The organism is Streptomyces sp. NPDC059917, from assembly GCF_042730635.1.
Lineage (GTDB): Bacteria > Actinomycetota > Actinomycetes > Streptomycetales > Streptomycetaceae > Streptomyces.
Genome location: NZ_JBHWLC010000005.1, coordinates 13,827 through 28,884 on the forward strand (window position 1 = coordinate 13,827; position 15,058 = coordinate 28,884).

9 protein-coding genes and 2 pseudogenes are annotated in these 15,058 nt (G+C 69.9%); 6 read left to right on the forward strand and 5 right to left on the reverse strand.

The genetic code is table 11. From position 1 onward, the window contains the following. Positions 1-12: 12 nt before the first annotated feature. From ACFWAR_RS04330 to ACFWAR_RS04340, 3 genes are all read right to left on the reverse strand, one after another. The gene (locus ACFWAR_RS04330) at positions 13-1,464 is read right to left on the reverse strand and encodes a CehA/McbA family metallohydrolase (protein ID WP_385772897.1); all 1,452 of its coding nucleotides are present in this window, start codon (positions 1,462-1,464) and stop codon (positions 13-15) included. 320 nt (positions 1,465-1,784) lie between these two features. Next, positions 1,785-2,837 (reverse strand): ricin-type beta-trefoil lectin domain protein, encoded by a 1,053-nt coding sequence (locus tag ACFWAR_RS04335; RefSeq protein ID WP_385772899.1) that lies wholly within the window; start codon positions 2,835-2,837, stop codon positions 1,785-1,787. A gap of 108 nt (positions 2,838-2,945) precedes the next feature. Then, on the reverse strand, positions 2,946-8,735 hold the full coding sequence (locus ACFWAR_RS04340; protein ID WP_385772901.1) for a PA14 domain-containing protein: 5,790 nt from the start codon (positions 8,733-8,735) through the stop codon (positions 2,946-2,948). Between the two features lie 578 nt (positions 8,736-9,313). Here ACFWAR_RS04340 and ACFWAR_RS04345 point away from each other — a divergent pair. After that, positions 9,314-9,508, forward strand: a complete 195-nt coding sequence (locus ACFWAR_RS04345) for a hypothetical protein (RefSeq protein ID WP_385772903.1) — start codon at positions 9,314-9,316, stop codon at positions 9,506-9,508. After that, positions 9,505-10,032, forward strand: a complete 528-nt coding sequence (locus ACFWAR_RS04350; RefSeq protein WP_385772905.1) for a hypothetical protein — start codon at positions 9,505-9,507, stop codon at positions 10,030-10,032. Before ACFWAR_RS04345 ends, ACFWAR_RS04350 begins: the two co-directional genes overlap by 4 nt. Positions 10,033-10,107: 75 nt before the next feature. Here ACFWAR_RS04350 and ACFWAR_RS04355 read toward each other — a convergent pair whose 3' ends face one another. Next, a complete protein-coding gene (locus ACFWAR_RS04355) occupies positions 10,108-10,407 on the reverse strand; it encodes a hypothetical protein (RefSeq protein WP_385772907.1) in 300 nt (99 codons plus the stop codon). A 207-nt stretch (positions 10,408-10,614) separates the two neighbouring features. On the opposite strand from ACFWAR_RS04355, the gene ACFWAR_RS04360 reads away from it, so the two are divergent. From ACFWAR_RS04360 to ACFWAR_RS04375, 4 genes and pseudogenes are all read left to right on the forward strand, one after another. Then, positions 10,615-11,241: a hypothetical protein gene (locus ACFWAR_RS04360; RefSeq protein WP_385772909.1), complete on the forward strand. Its 627-nt coding sequence runs from the start codon at positions 10,615-10,617 to the stop codon at positions 11,239-11,241. A gap of 3 nt (positions 11,242-11,244) precedes the next feature. Next, a pseudogene (locus ACFWAR_RS04365) lies at positions 11,245-11,521 on the forward strand (transposase); the annotation flags it as partial. 102 nt (positions 11,522-11,623) lie between these two features. Beyond that, positions 11,624-12,085: a hypothetical protein gene (locus tag ACFWAR_RS04370; RefSeq protein WP_385772911.1), complete on the forward strand. Its 462-nt coding sequence runs from the start codon at positions 11,624-11,626 to the stop codon at positions 12,083-12,085. 203 nt (positions 12,086-12,288) lie between these two features. After that, positions 12,289-14,646, forward strand: coding sequence for a tetratricopeptide repeat protein (locus ACFWAR_RS04375; RefSeq protein WP_385772913.1), 2,358 nt, complete (start codon positions 12,289-12,291; stop codon positions 14,644-14,646). A gap of 161 nt (positions 14,647-14,807) precedes the next feature. On the opposite strand, the pseudogene ACFWAR_RS04380 reads toward ACFWAR_RS04375, so the two are convergent. Then, a pseudogene (locus tag ACFWAR_RS04380) lies at positions 14,808-14,955 on the reverse strand (transposase); the annotation flags it as partial. Positions 14,956-15,058: the final 103 nt, after the last annotated feature.

Sequence of the window (15,058 nt, forward strand, 5' to 3'; positions counted from 1 at the left end):
GGCGGCCTTGTGTCAACTGGTGAGCCAGATGGGGTTGGTGAAGGCCGCCGGGGCGCCGGGCAGGGGCGGTGCCTGTGCCGGATGGCGCACCTCCGCGCGTACGTACGCCGACCGGGCCGGCGTCGTACGCCACTCCAGGGGGCCGGGCCCCTGGGCGGTCAGGGCCAGGCCCTGGTCCGTGACGAGGCGCAGCTCGCAGTCCCCGGCGGCGCCGGTCACCGACAGCCGGACGAGCACCTCCGTGTCCGGCCCGCCCGTCCGGAGCCGTTGCCCGATGCCCGCGTGGGCGCCGCGCGGCGTAACGGCGGCGAAGTCGACGGAGATGGCCGAGGACTCCGCGGTGTAGACCCGCCCGGCGCGCAGGCCCGCAAGGATCGCCGTACGTGACAGGTCGTCGGCCAGGACCACGGTCTGCGGTCCGCCGACGCGGTCCGGAGCGCGGTGGTAGTCGCTGTGTGCCAGGGCAGGGAGCCAGCGCTCGTCCCCGGCTCCGCGGAGGGTGGCGTCCCAGGAGGCCAGGGAGACCTCGTCGTCGGGGGTCCAGGGGCCGTTCCACACCTCGACCGCGTCGGCCTCGCCGAACCCGAACTTCCAGGCGCAGCCGATGCAGGTGGCATGCGGGTGAGCGGGTACGACGAGGCCGCCCGCCTGCCGCACGGCGTGCGCGAAGCGCCCGAAACGGCCGTCGCGCGCCCGGTAGCGCCAATCGACGAACGTGCCCGGATCGGTGCCGACGGCCAGGACGTGGCCGGTGCGGGTGGTGATCTCCTCGCCGGTGAGGACGAGCAGGCCCGCTTCGGCGGCCCCGGCCCAGGCGGTGTGCGAGCTGTGGGTGTTGTGCTCGGAGGTGTTGATGAAGTCGAGCCCGGCGGCTCGGGCGAGAGCGACGATCTCGGCCGGGGTGCTCCGGCCGTCGGAGTGCACGGAGTGCACGTGGCAGTCCCCGCGGTACCAGGCCCGGCCACGGCCCGGCAGCCGCTCGGGCGGGTAGGCGGGGACGGCGGGAGGCGCCGGTTCGCCCGGGACGAGGGCCACGGTGATCTCGTAGGCGAGTCCCTGCGGGGCCACGGTGTACGGGCCGAGCGCGATGTACCAGCGCCCGGGCTCCAGGGGGCCGGGCAGGTAACCCGGGGTGGCGTCGTCGGCGCGGACGAAGAACTCCCCACGGGCGCCGCCCGACCAGCCGCGGAAGCCGCGGCCGCCGAGCGCGGTGCCGCGCTGGTCGAACAGCCCGATGTCCAGGGCGTTGCCCGGTGTGCCCGGCGGTGTGGGCGGCTTCTCGTACCGGTAGGCGACGCGCAACTCGCGCGTGCCCGGGGGGACCTCCAGCGGGACGTACACGAAGTCCGGTGCGCCCGCCGGGATGGTGCCGTGCAGCGTCGTCGTGGTGGCCGGCCGTGCCGCGGCCGGCGTCGAGAGGAGGGGGGTGGCGGCGACGGTGGCCGCCCCGGTTGCCTGTGCCATCAGTGCTCGTCGGCTGAGGACCATGGAGCCGAGGATGACGGGCCCACGTGAATCCGACGTGAACGCAGGGCTGTGGACACGGCCCTCCCTCACACGGCATCCGGGCCGGTAAGGGCTTCCAGCAGGGGCCGGCGGCGCCCACGCCAGACGTCGCCCGGCGGCCTGGTAGCCCAAGGGGTGCCCTCCCCCGCGGGGCCACCCGCGTCACCGCCGCCGCCCTGCTCCAGGCCCTCGCGTACATCCGCCGCAGGTTCGTCAGCCACTGAGCCGGCACCCGGACGATCCGGGTCCCGGCTCAGTGGGACGCACTTCCGGCAGGGCTACAACCCGGCGCAGTTGGTGAACGTGGCCCTGGTCCGGGCGCTGTAGATGCTCGCGCCGCCGTTGACGTCGTACTTGAGCGGCACGGTGATCGTGTCGTCGGCGGTCCACGGGAAGCCCTGGGCGTCGAAGGTCCAGGTCCCGGTGGCCTTGGTGGCCAGTTCGGACAGCGTGACCCACCCGTACTGGCGCGGGGGCACGCTCACGGTCAGCTTGTTGCCCATTTCCTGCTTGAGGTCCACGGTGGTCTCGCCGGCGACCTCTGCCGTGACGGCGAGCGTGAGCTCGGCGACACCGACGCTGCCGCTGGCGGACAGGCTTCCCCCGAGTTTGAAGCCGATCTTGTTGCTCCACCCCGAGCTGGTGCTCAGCGAGAACTCCCACGGGATCGTGGTCGAGGTGTCGTTGAACCAGATCGGGGAGACGCACGTCTCGGGCAGGGTGAACGGCGGAGTCTGACTGGTCGTGGACCACGTGCAGGTCGCGGTGTTCTTGTTGCAGCGACCGGCCGCGTAGTCCACGGCGGTGTTCCACGCCGTCTGGTAGACCGAGGCGGGCAGCGTCCACTGCTGCTGCGGGGTGTTGTCGCAGCGGTAGGTGTACACAAAGTTGTCGGTGTTGGGCGGGATCTGGACGGTCAGGCAGGAGTTGTCGCCGACCTGGCGGATCCGGAAGGCCTTCTGCGGCGACCCGTCGATCGGTTGCAGGTACCACTGCTCGGACGCGCGTCCGTCACACGGCTGTTGCCGCAGCTGGTAGCGGGGGGTGGTCAGGTCCATGCACTTGCCGGTGGTGGCGTTGACGATGGCCATGCCCGAGCCGAGGCTGACGCCCGTGTTGATGCGCCAGTTCGTGGCGGAACCCGGCGCCGGGTTGACGGAGATGAACGCGTTGTCGTCGTAGTTGCCGTTCTGGACGTCCAGCAGCTTTCCGTTGCTGACGTTGGCGAACGTCAGCTGGACGAGTGCCGTGGCCGACTCCGCGCCCTCCTCCCGCGCCGCGGCGGGCGACACCATGATCCCCACGGCCGCGCACAGCGCCGCGATGACCACGGTTGCCCTCGCCCGTAAGGCTCGTCTGCGTCTTGTTGCTTCCCTTGTCACCGGCGTGATCCTTTCGTAGTGCGAACATCAGGTGAGGGCCGGTCTGCGCACGTGCCCCTAGTACTGGTCCGATTTCCAACCGTTGCACGGGCGGCAGAGCAACTGGCCATTGTCGGGGGTCCCGGAACCGCCCTGGGCCCTCGGTTTCATGTGGTCGACATTCCACTCATCGAGAGAGGGAGTCACCCCGCGCTGTGACTGCTGCGGTTGGGTGACCTGCCGGCCGCACCATTCGCAGAGGTGGTAGCCGTTGTACTTGTCTGCGTTGGCTTGGGCGGTCGCCTTCTTACCGCCCTGCGTGAAGTTCAGGCCGTCCCTGGAGCACGCGGCAGCGGCAGCGTTGTGCACCAGTACCTGGTTCGGCCCGGCCGCGACGTAGTAGGTGTGTATGCGGCTGACGCTGAGGTTGTAGACGGTTTGGTCAGCGACCTCGCCACGGTCGTGGACGGAGCCGACCCGCACGGCTGCGGAGCCGGGTCCACCGCGGAGCAGGTCACCGCTTCTGACGGTCCCGGCCTCGACCCAGCCACGGCCCTGAATCCAGAGGGGGTGGCCGGCGGTGACGCTGAGGGCCACCGGCTGGGACCCCTCGACGCCGACGTCCACCAGGTGCTTGACGCCGTGGCCGGTGATGACGTCCGTGACGGGTTCAGCCGTGGTGTGACCGGTGGCAGGGTCCGTGGCTCGGACCTGGTCACCTTCGTGGACGTCACTGATCGGTTTGGTGGTGCCGTCGGCCATCACTACCGGGGTGTCGGGGGCGAAGGAATTGCAGGTGTTCTCCACGGCCTGTGCGGCCTTGCCCAGTGTCGAGGCTTCCTTACCGGCGGCCTTGGCCATGGTGCTGGCCAGTTTGCCGCCGGGAATCATGCCCAGCGCGTCCATCGCGGCGGCCTCTTTGTTGCCCTGCGCGAGCTGGCCGGCCGCGGCCACCCCGGAGGCGACCGACCCGACCGGGCCCGGCACGAAGGCGACCACTTCCGCCGCGGTGGTTCCTACGCGGACCACCGACTTCCAACTGAAGGTCCCGGCTAGATCCAGGCCGTTGACCGGGTCCGCGTCGACGTAGTCGTAGTCGTTTGCGGACCCGCCCACTACCGGGTCGACCTGCAGGAAGCGGCCGAGCACGGGCAGGTAGACGCGTGCGCCCATTTCGATGGCCTGCTGGCCGGCCAGGTGTTCCACCGGCCGCTGGTGCTGGCCCAACCATCCGAAGTCCATTCCACCGGAGGCGGTGGCAGGGACGGGGATGTCGGCGACAGCGCCGGTGGCGGGGTCGATGTTCTGGCCGAAGGGGTCGTAGAGGTGGAAGTCGCCGGTGCGGGTGGCAGCCCCGTCCGCGGTGAACAACACGTCCCCGTGAATGTTGGGGTAGGACCAGTTTGTGGTGGCGACCTTGTCGTAGTTCTTGGTCAGCAGCACGCCACCGGGCAGCGGCACGATCCGCTGCAGCAAGCGACCGTCCTTGTCCAGGATGAGGTCCGCGTCGTCGTGTTTGGAACTGTAGGAGTAGCGGGTGGTCCCGTTCTTCGATCCGTCGGCGGCACCGGTGACCGTGCGGGCCGTCAACCTGTCGGCGGAGTCCCTGGTGTAGGCGATCGAGGTACCGGACCCGGTCGTGGTCTGGACGTGGCGCTTGGCGGAGTCGTACCCCAGGGTGTCACCGCCGACTTTGACCGCATTGCCGCGGGTGTCATAGGCGAATGTCAGCGCGAGCCCACCGCTGGTGGAGGTCAGCCGATCGGCGCCGTCGTAGCAGTAGCCGGTGGAGACGGCCGCCGCGCCGTTAAGGCTGTCCGTGGACGCGGTGCGGTTCGTGTTCGACCCGGCCGCCTTGGCAACCCCGCAGCCGTCGGTCGGGTCGAACCGGTAGGTGAGCTGGTGATGCGGGACGGTCGCCGCGGAGAGTCGGCCCACCGCGTCGTAGGTATAGGAGTAGCTCGCGACGGGCCTCCCGTCCGCGGTCACCACGTCGTCGGTGACGCGGTTGTCGCGAGAACGGGTCACCCTGTCGACGACGGTGGACGCGACGGTCTTCCACGTCAGGGCCGTCGGCTTGCCGGAGTCGTTGCGCGTCAACGAGTCGAGGCGGGATCCGTTGCCGTAGGCGACACCGCCCAATTCGGCGGCGGCGTCATAGGCAGGGGTGGCGACGGAGGTCCCGTCCACCTTGACGTCGGTCAACTGGTTGGCGGTGTTCCAGGCGTACGTCACGGTGCTGGACACGCCCTTGACCGTGGTGGTGTCCTTCGTCAGCCGCCCGACCTGGTCGTAGGTGGCGATGGAGGTGACCCCGTTGGCGTCGGTGTAGCCGACCTCTTGGCCCAACAGGTCGATCACCGTGGTGATGGACCCGTTCTCGTCGGTCACCTTCGACGTCAGTGGATCACCGCCGACGGCGTAGTCGATGACGACGGTGCGTGCGGCCTTGCCGCCGTACGCGGGCGTGTTCTTCTTCACCACCCGGCCGCGTACGTCGTAGCTGTTGCAGGACCACGCCTCGTCGTTGACGCGCTGAGCGACCACACGGCCGGACTCGTCGTACACCGACTCACCGGTCAGCGCTGGTCCTGTACCCGGCCTGGCCGCCGTGGCGGTCTTGGCCATTCCGCCCTGGTTGGCGGCCGGGGCATTCGGATCGCAGGGGTTGGTACGGGTCTCGGTGTCGCCGTAGTACACGCTGGTGCTGCGCTTGTCGGGGTCGGTGATGTCGCCGGCGGGCAAGGACATCGCCAGTTTGCGCAGGTACCCCTCGCCCGGCCGCTCGTAGCGGGTCCGCGCCGTCAGGCCCAGACCGCCGGGATCGGCCGTCGTGGACACGGTGAGCCCGTACACCGGGTCGATGCCCGCGGTCGGGTCGGAGTAGCTGCTGGTGCTGCGCTTGGAGGGCGCTCGTTCCGTGGTGCCCCCCGAGGTGTCGTCGGTGGTGGAGCTCGTCGCCAAGCCGTAGCGGGGGGCGAGGTTCGTGCCCGATACTTGCGTCGGCGCGCCCGTGCCGGGTGGGGTCCAGGTGAAGGCCAGGGCGCCGGTGGTGCCGGAGCGGTTGTAGTAGTCGATGCGGACGCGGTGCCGGCTGCCGGCCACGGTGTTGGTGTACTTGCCGCTGACCGCGGTGGAGGGTTTGTCGCCCCAGCCGTCGACGGTCAGGACGTCGTCCACCCACAGGCGCACGCCGTCGACCGCGGTGAACCCGAGACCGTACTCGCCGGCGGTGGGGAACCGCACCTCGCCGGTGAACCGGGCCGACCAGCCGCCGGTGTTCGCCACCGGCGGGTTCGCCCCCCACGAGCGGGCCAGCGCCCCGTCGGCGGCGCCGACCCCGGTGGCGAAGGAGGTGGGGACACCCGACAGCTCCGGGTTGTCGTAGAAGGCGGCCGAGAGACCCGCGAGTCCCTCGTCGTAGGCGGTGTGGCTGTGCGGCATCTTCGCCGCGCACGCGGGGGTCGGGGTTTGGCCGTCGAAGCAGGACGCGGGAGCGGGGCCGTACTTGTCGACGGGGCGGTCGGCGTGGTCGTAGACCGTGGTGGAGCGCCGACCGGCGCTGTCGACCGCGCCGGTGGCCTGGTCCTTCGCGTTCCACTCGGCGGAGATGGTCGCACCGGTGAAGTCGGTGGTGACCAGCGCACGGCCCGCGTCGTCGTACGTCACGGTGCGCGAGCGGGTGGCGTCGTACACCCCGGCCAGCGCCACGGTGGCCTGCTTGCGTTCGAGGTAGTACTGGTAGAAGTGCTCGGCCCGCAGCCCGCTGGAGCGGCCGTCCGGCGCCGGAGCCAGCACCTGGACCGCGCGCAGGGCCGGTGGTTCCTGGGGCTGCTCGAGCACGGTGGCGTAGCCGATCACCGTACAAGCGGCGGCCGTGTCACCGGTGTTGGTGCACCCGTTCTCCTCGGACGGGGCCTGGCGGGCCACCCAGTCGTAGGCCAGGCTGCCGCGGAGGGTGGCCAGCGGCCCGATGCTGTCCAGGGCCTTCTGCTTCTCCTCCTCGTTGTCGCCGGCCTCGTCGTAGCGCTGTTTGGCCGAGGCGCGGCCGACGTAGTCGAAGTCCTGCATGGCCGCGCCGGGGTTCTCGATCCGGGCGAGGGTGCCCATCTGGTACCACAGCCGGGTCTCGCTGCCGTCCCAGTACCGGATCCGGCACAGCATCTGCTGGGGCGCCCGGTCCGCGCCCGGCGGGCGGGAGGTGCCGCCGTAACAGCCGTCGCTGCCATCGGTGTTGTAGAAGAGCTGGTGCGAGCGGCCGGAGACCGGGTCCTTGATCCGGGTCAGGCGCGCCGGGCTCCCGCCATAGACGTACTGCAGGGCGGCGGGCTTCTTGCCGTCCAGTACCGACTCCACCGCCGCGAGCCTGCCGTCGGCGTTGAACACCGACACCGTCTCGCCCTCGGTGACCGTGATCTGCCCCTTGCTGTCGAAGGCGAGCACGCCGTCCTCGCCGACCGGTGGCGTGTAGCCGCCCGCGGACGCCTTGGCCCAGGTGTGCTTGCCGCCGGCGGAGTCGGTGAGGACCACCGATCCGTCCAGCATCTCGGCGCGGCTGTAGCCGCTGGACTGCGCCGACAGCGTCCAACCCCCGGGCAGCGACTGCGAGTCCGAGGAGAGCAGCCACTCCGTCGGCACGATCCGCGGCTCCAGGTTGTGGGCGCGCTGGTCGTCCGCGCCGGTGCTGCTCTTGGCCCACAGCACCATGCGGGGGCGCTGGTCGCTGTGGTGGTAGAGCTCGACACGGATCGGCACGAGCTGGCCGGCCTTGAGGGCGACCTCCTGGGCCTGGCGCGGGCCGGGCAGCAGGAAGTCGTCGCCGGGATCGGCAGGGGCGGGGTTGTCGTAGACGAGCTTGTCGCCGACCCAGACCCGCGCGCCGTCGGTGTGCGCGCCCGCGAACTGGAAGTCACCGGTGACCGCGGCCTTGAACTGGCCCTCCCACCGCACGACGTACCAGTCCTTGTCCAGCGCCGGAGGCATCGGGTTGTCCCGCCACGGCTGGTTCTCCGGGTTGCCGGTCCACGGGACGCCCCAGTCCAGATTGACCTGCGACTCGCCGCGCACCATCACGGGAGTCGCGTCCGGGGTGCCCGTGTGCCGCGAGTCGTTGAAGTAGGAGGCGCGCACTCCGTGCGGCGCGCCCTGGCGGGAGTTGTAGGCGAGGCTGACGCCGGCCGACCCGCCGACGGTCTGGAACGCCGGACCGGCGGCCTCGACGTGCGCGTTGCCGTTGAACAGGTTGACCGTCACCGGCCCCAGGTGGTCGGTCGGTGCCGGTCCCGGATCGCCCACCCGCTGGTTGACGGTGAAGTGCCCGACCCACTGCGGCGGAGTGGCCGTCGTCGCGCCGGCCACGGCGGTGGCGGCGGTCCAGGTGTAGCGGCCGCCGTCGTGCAGCACGTGCTTGGGGACCGTCCACTGCGGCTGGTCGAGGCACCCGGAGTCCACCACGCTGCCCGAGCGGCCGTCGAATCCGGTGGAGATCTTGAAGCAGTACAGGTAGCCGTCACCGATCGGGTCCACCTGCAACACCGGCGTCTCGCTGCCGAGCACCGCGCCGTCGACCGGGGCGACCGGACGGGTCTGCGGCGCCGTTTCGGCGTCGGCGCCGCGCACCGCCCTGCGCGCGTCGAACCGGACGTGCTCGCCGGTCGCCAGGGGCGCGAAGTCGACCTTCGGCAGCTTCGACGGCGCCTTCGGCGCCGGCAGCCCTTGCGGCTTCTGCTCGGCGGGCGTCGGCACCGAAAGGAGCGGCAGGTTCCGCGGCACCTTCTTGGACGCCGCCGACGCGGCCGACGCCGGGGGCGTGCCCCCCGCCTGCGCCAGCGCCACCACCAAGGCCATCGCCAGCGCGAAGACCGTCATCCGTAACCACGACCGTGCGGATAATCGAACTCTGCCGCTGTTCCCGGGCATCAAGACCCCTCCCACCTCATGGACCTCTACCGGAACGCGATGGTGCGTCCCGCCACTGCCGTGGGGGCTCGCTCCGGGCCGAGCTGGGAAGCTACCGGCCGACCGGCCGGCTCGGATTGGATAAAACCGACCTGTTCCGACCGGGCCGAACGGCCGTCAGAGCACCCGCGATCGACGGGCCCGCGCCACGGCCGAAGTACTCCCATGTCAGGGACATGATCAGACTTTCGGGTCGGAGGCATCGCCGGATCCCGACCCCCTTCCGGGCGCGGAAACTGGTGGGCCGTCCACTGCGACTTCCGGAACCCGAGGTGTTGATTCCTGCCTGCTCTCCGTCGGAGGCGCAGCAGGAAGAGGAGCGGCGCGAAGGCGGTACGTACCCGACCCGAGGGGCGAGCGTCCACGGGCCTTGCGGCTGGTGGAGGGCCGCCGGTCACCAATGGCCGGGTGCATGTCCTGTACGACGGCCCTGTGCGGCTCCACTCTCGTGGTCGGCGCCCACGCCTCGGACCGGAAGGCTGTACGACATGACCTCAGCGGGCAGAAGGAACACCCCCGCGCAGGACTTCCTCGGGAGCCTCGCCTTCCTCGCCCTCGGCGCGGCCCTCGTCCGGTGGTCGGGCGACACCTGCGTCAGCTCTGCGAACGACAGGCAGTTCGAAGGTGGCGCGCTGCTCAATGATGGTTCTGACGGTCTCTTCACCCACCAGGGGATCCAGTGAAGCTTCGCCATGCGCGCTCGATAGCCGTGTTCCTCGTCGTCCTCGTCACTCTGACCGGAGGGCGCGGATCCCGCGGCGGGAGTTGCGACGACCACGCCCGTTCCGGGTCTCCTACCCATACGTCGAGCGGCGGCTCGGGAGCGGCTGACAACGGCGACGACCACGACGGCAATCAGGCGACGGCGACTCCGTCGCCCGCGAGCACCACGACGTTCGGTGAACAGGACGTCTCCATTGACAAGTGCGAGCTCACAGCGAGGTCGGATGTCCTCGGCAACGTCCGCCTCACGTATCGCATCACCAACGGCAACTCCGAAGGGAACGCGAAGTACGACATCACCTTCGCGGTGCTGCGGACCTCGGACAAGCAGGTCCTGACGATGCCCACCGTGTCCGTGCCGATCCTGGCGCCGGGAAGGACTTCGGCCGGCACCCTCATGGAGACGGCCGCGACCCGCGACGACGACATGCGCAGCCTCGACGCGCACTGCATCGTCAGCCGGGTCGAGAAGACCCCGGCCTGACTGCGCGGTCCCTCCGGACAGCATCAGGCAGCAGGCCCGCCCTCCGACCTTCGTCGTGGTCACGTGCATCCTTGCTCACCAGTCGATCTCTCCGTCCTCGCCCACGGAGGGATCGGCGATGGTGTCGAGCCTGTCGGGCCGATCGTGGTGTTCCATGGCTTCAGCGACCTCGTGGAGCCATGCTCCGAGGCTCGGCCACCCCAGGAAGTAGGCATGGTCCGCGTGCGGGGCACGACCGAGATGGTCATGCCACAGGCCCGGGCCCGCATCGATGAACTGCTCATCGCCATGGCCGCCGGCGAAGGGGATCCACCACGTTCCCCACCACGGAGTCTCCTGCTCGTCCGGGTCGTCCTCGCCCTCCCAGATCCTCATGCGGCGCTGCCTCGCGTCCGCGATTGCAGCCGTGGAGTACAGCGGGCCGCACGGCAGAATGCCGAGAGCTGCAGCATCTCACCCGGGTTCAGCACCAGGCCGAGAGGTGCAGGCTTGGGTCTGTCCCGTGACTGGGCGCGGTGCCCCCTTGCCTTCCCGGGTCGGGTCGGGTCGGGTCGGGTCGGTGGCTGGTGACAGGATCGAAGGGTGCTGATCAAGGGATACGACGTCGGCCCGTTGGTGGCGGGCGAGTCGCTGCTGGCCCGCCCGGGCTTCTGGTCGAACTACCTTCTGTCGATGTGTAGCGACGGGGGGGGGTGTGCTGAGCCGCCGGTTCCGGAGTGGTTCGGTGAGGACGGCGCCGATGCCGATGCCCTATCCGAGGTCCTCTTCGACCCTGAACGCTGGCCCGTGTTCAGAGTGCCAGCCGCAGACAGCCCCGGAGCCGTGGTGATCTACCGCAATGTGGATGGCGACTACGGCACCGACTACCTCCTCACCCATCCAGGCAGGGGCTGCGCCGAGCAGATCGCCAGCTGGGATGGCGACTTCGCGGGCACTGGGCTGACATGGAGTGAACTCATCCGGATCGCTGACAGCCCGTCCTTTGTGGCCGATGGCGTCCATGACACGGCCATCCGCCTTCTGCTGCTACTTCCCCTCCTCACCGACCCGGACCTGCCGGGAACAGCATCGGTGAGTATTGCCGCCGCCCTGGCCGTGGCCGGCGCACCGCAAGTCACCGCGTCCGTCGCGGCGGAGCACCTGCTGGCCCACCTCACGAGGAGGTCCCGACACGACCCCTCGTGGGCGACTCCGCTCAGCGGCAGCTGAGAGGCGGACTGCATCATCGACCACCTCGGGCCGATGCTCGCGCTCCAGCCCCGCAAGCGGATCGCGAAGGACACTGTCCTCATCCGGACGGCACTCCGGTCCCCACCCGCGACACGCCATCGCCGAGCGGTCGAAGAACTACCGGTACTCCACCGACCACCAAGTCGTCATTGACGCTGACACCCGCCTGATCGTCGTGGTCGGTCGGCCACTCTCTGGAAACCGCAACGACTGCAAGGCATGGGAGGAGTCCGGCACCAAGGGCGCCGTGGGCAAGACCTCGGGCTGCCTCTCAGGGCAGTGGCTTTCGTGTTCCGGGCGCGGCAGGCGGTGGGGCGGTCTACCGTTTCCGTAGGACCTGAAAGCGAGTTGGGGGATCGTCTTGACCGGTGTGGAGATCGCCGTCGGCTACGTGTGCGCGTATCTGGTGAGCAAGGCGCGACGGGCGGGACGGCAGGCGGATGCCGAGGTCGACCGGGTGGTCGACTCCGGTATGGAGCGGGTCCATGACCTGGTTTCCGGCGCACTCGGCGACGACCGGGCGTTGGAACTCGCGGAGGAACAGGCCCAGTCCGGGGAGGTCTCGGAGCGGACCCGGCGACGGCTGACCGATGCAGTTGACGAGGCGGCCGAAAGCGATACGGTCTTCGCTGACGCACTGCGGGAGGCCATCGATCAGTTGCAGGAAGCGGCCGAGGCATCCGGGGCGGTGATCGCTACCGGGGACGGCATCGCAATCGGCGGTAACGTGTCGCTTCGAGCCGAGAGCGGATCTGCGGCGGCGCTGCGGATGGGTGACGTGAGCTTGGGAAACCCTCCGGTGCCGGGCTCGCACCAGACCTGAGCGCGCCCGGCACACCTCTCACCCCGGATTTCGCCCGACACGGCGGCGAGCACATCACGGCCCTGGCCGGCGCCATCGCCGCCCGGTCCATCCACACCGTCAACAGCTACGCCGCCCCGCGGGCGCCGACGGAGCTGCCGCATCAGGTCGGAGTCGTTCCCTCCCGCGCACGATCCTTCCAGGCGCGGGCCGAGGCCGAGCAGTTGCGCCTCGCTGTGGACGGCGGCGGGACGGCAGTGCTGGGCCAGGTCCTGACAGGTCTGGGCGGGGTCGGTAAGACCCAGCTCGCAGCCGATCACGCCCGCCGCGCCTGGGAGGCCGGGCAGATCGAGATTCTGGTGTGGGTTGTCGCCAGTAGCCGTGCCGCGATCATCGCCGCCTACGTCCAGGCCGCTGCGGAGATCTGCGGAACCGACGCTGCCGACCCGGAAGAGGCCGCTGCCATCTTCCTGGCGTGGCTTCGCGCGAAGCAGCACAGGTGGCTCGTCGTACTGGACGACTTGGCCGACCCCGCCGACATCCGCGGTCTGTGGCCGCCCGACGTCCGCCACGGCCGCACGCTCGTGACCACCCGCCGCCGCGACGCGGCCCTGACCGGAGCAGGCCGTCACCTTCTCCAGATCGGCGTGTTCACCCCCGATCAGGCCGCGGCTTACCTCGACACCGCGGTCCCCGAGCACCACCGGACCGAGGAGGCCGAGCTTGCCGGTCTCGCCTCCGACCTCGGTTACCTACCGCTGGCCCTGTCCCAGGCCGCCACCTACCTGTCCGACCAGGGCACGAGCGTCGCCGCCTACCGCCGCCTGCTGGCCGACCGTACCCGGACACTGAGCGACGCCGTCCCCGAGCAAAATGCTCTGCCCGACGACCAGGGCCAGACCCTGGCTGCGCTGTGGTCCCTGTCCATCGAGCGCGCAGACCAACTGCGCCCGGCCGGTCTGGCCCGGCCCATGCTCCAGCTCACCGCCATGCTCGACCCCAACGGCATCCCCCAGACCGCCCTCACCAGCCCACCCGCTCTGACCTATCTGAACGACCACCGGACCGCCAGCCGACAAGCGGTACCCGTGACCGCAGAGGAAGCCGTCGGAGCTCTGCGGGCGCTGCACCGGATGAACCTCATCGACCACACATCCGACAGCGACCGACCCGCCGTCCGCGTCCACCAGCTCGTCCAGCGCGCCACCCGTGACGCCCTCGGCGCGAGTCACCGCGCTGGCTGCATCGTGGCTGCGGCCGACGCACTTGTGCTTCGCTGGCCGGCGATCGAGCCCGACCCCGACCTCGCTCGCGGTCTCCGCAGCAATGCGAGCGCGCTCGCCATAGTGGCTGAGCAGGCGCTTTTTGCGGCCGGGGTTCACGAGGTGCTGTTTCGTCTGGGAGGCAGCCTTGGGGACAGCGGGCAGTTGCGTGCGGCCGAGGCCCACTTTCGCGGCGTGGTTCAGGCAGCCAACGAAGCACTCGGCCCCGACCACGCTCACACTCTCGTCGCCCGTCATGACCTCGCACACTGGCAGGGAGAGGCGGGTGACCCCGTCGGCGCTGCGCAAGCCTTCGCCAACCTCCTGCCCGACCGACTACGAGTGTTGGGCCCCGACCACCCCGACACGTTGAGTACCCGGAACGATCTCGCCTACTGGCAGGGAGAGGCGGGTGACCCCGTCGGCGCTGCGCAAGCCTTCGCCAACCTCCTGCCCGACCGACTACGAGTATTGGGCCCCGACCACCCCCAGACCCTGAGCAACCGGAGCAACCTGGCTCGCTTGATCGGTGAGGCGGGTGATCCAGCCGCTGCTGCAGCGGCGTTCAGTGAACTTGTGGCCGCTTATCAACAGGTGCTCGGACCGGATGATCCAAACACGCTCATCACCCGTCACAACCTTGCGCACTTGTGGGGCAAATCGGGTCACCCTGCCCTCGCCGTGGACACCTTCGCCGACCTTCTCCCCGACTTCCTGAGGGTTCTCGGCCCTGACCACCCCGTCACCCTTACCGGACGGCACAGCCTCGCCTATTGGCAGGGACAGGCGGGCGATCCGGCGGGGGCGGCAGACGCACTTTCCGAACTTCTCAACGACCGATTGCGGGTCCTCGGCGCCGACCACCCCGATACCCTCACCACCCGCAGCTACCTCGCCTACTGGCGAGGAAGGGCGGGTGATCCGGTAGGCGCGGCTGAGGCTGCCGCCCAACTCCTGGCCGACCGATCGCGGGTTCTCGGCCCCGACCACCCCGACACCCTCACCACCCGCAGTCACTTCGCCAGATGGCAGGGCCAGGCGGGTGATCCGGTAGGCGCGGCTGAGACCGCCGCCCAACTCCTGGCCGACCGATCGCGGGTTCTCGGCCCCGACCACCCCGACACCCTCACCACCCGCAGTGATCTCGCACACTGGCGCGGTATGGCGGGGGATCGACAAGGCGCGGCCGATGACTTCGACGAACTTCTCATCGACTGCATGCGGAGCTTGGGTTCCGCCCACCCCGTAACGCTTGCCGTCCGCGACGACCTCGCCCGCTGGCACGAGCGAGCCGTAGGCGATCTGGGGTCGACCCAGTGACCTGAGTCAGAGGTTCGGTGGCACTAGGCGGCGACTGTGTCGAGGGTCTCGTCGGCTGTCCTCGAAGGGTTTGGGCTGGTCGTTCCAGCCGGTCAGCCATGATCGGATGTCGCGTTCGAGGGCCTGGAGGGAGCGGTGGACTACGCGCTTGGGCGTCTTCTGGGTGAGCTCGGCGAACCATCGCTCCACCAGGTTCAGCCACGGTGCACCCGTGGGCGTGAAGTGCAGATGGAACCGCGGGTGAGCCAGCAGCCACTTCTTGATGTCGGGAGTCTTGTGGGTGGCGTAGTTGTCCAGGGTCAGGTGGACCTCGAATCGAGGTCACCCGGCGCAATTCGTTGACCTGCGGTGACGCAGGACTTCCGAGGAGTCGGTACCCGCCCGAAACAAGACACTTCCCGGCTTGCCGGGC